Raw genomic sequence first — 673 nt, forward strand, 5'->3', positions numbered from 1 at the left:
CCGGTCTGCTTCGTATTTGATTTCGCGCCAACACGCGCGCTGCGGCAATTGTCGGAATACGGCCTCGGCCTCTCGCCCGGTGAGCCCAACCCCGAGAATGCTGTTCGGGAGCTTGTCTCGTTTCTACCCGTGCTGGCCTATGATGGTGCCAACATGATGCAGATTGACGCGGGCAGCATCCTGGACCTTGCGATGGCCGGTACCTCGGCGACGCTGCTCGCCCGCAAATGGGAATCCGCGCTGCTCGTCAACGTGGACAACGACACCCTGCGCCGAATTCTCGACAACCCCGACGCAATGGCCGCAGTCGGGCGCATCGAAGGCTGGCGCGCACTTGGCGACAACATTATTGAGACCATCATTAACAAGAGCGACAAGGTCAAAGATCTCAAGAACAAGGCGAAGGGCGAGGATTTAACCGCGAAAGAAAAGAAAGAACTCAGCGATGAGGAGAAGGAATACAAATCCAAGCGTAAGCTCGTTCAGGAAAAACTGATAAAATTTGCGACGCGCATTCCTGCCTTCATGTATCTGACGGATTTCCGCGAAAACACGCTTCAGGACGTAATTACCAGGCTGGAGCCGGACCTGTTCCTCGCCGTGACTGGCTTGACAGTAAATGACTTCCATCTCCTCGTGAGCCTAAGAGTGTTCAACACCGAGAGGATGAACG

1 pseudogene is annotated in these 673 nt (G+C 55.3%); it reads left to right on the forward strand.

The features are described from left to right. A pseudogene (locus tag ACXJ7R_RS35495) lies at positions 1-673 on the forward strand (restriction endonuclease); the annotation flags it as partial.

It is taken from the genome of Mesorhizobium sp. P5_C1 (assembly GCF_054049815.1).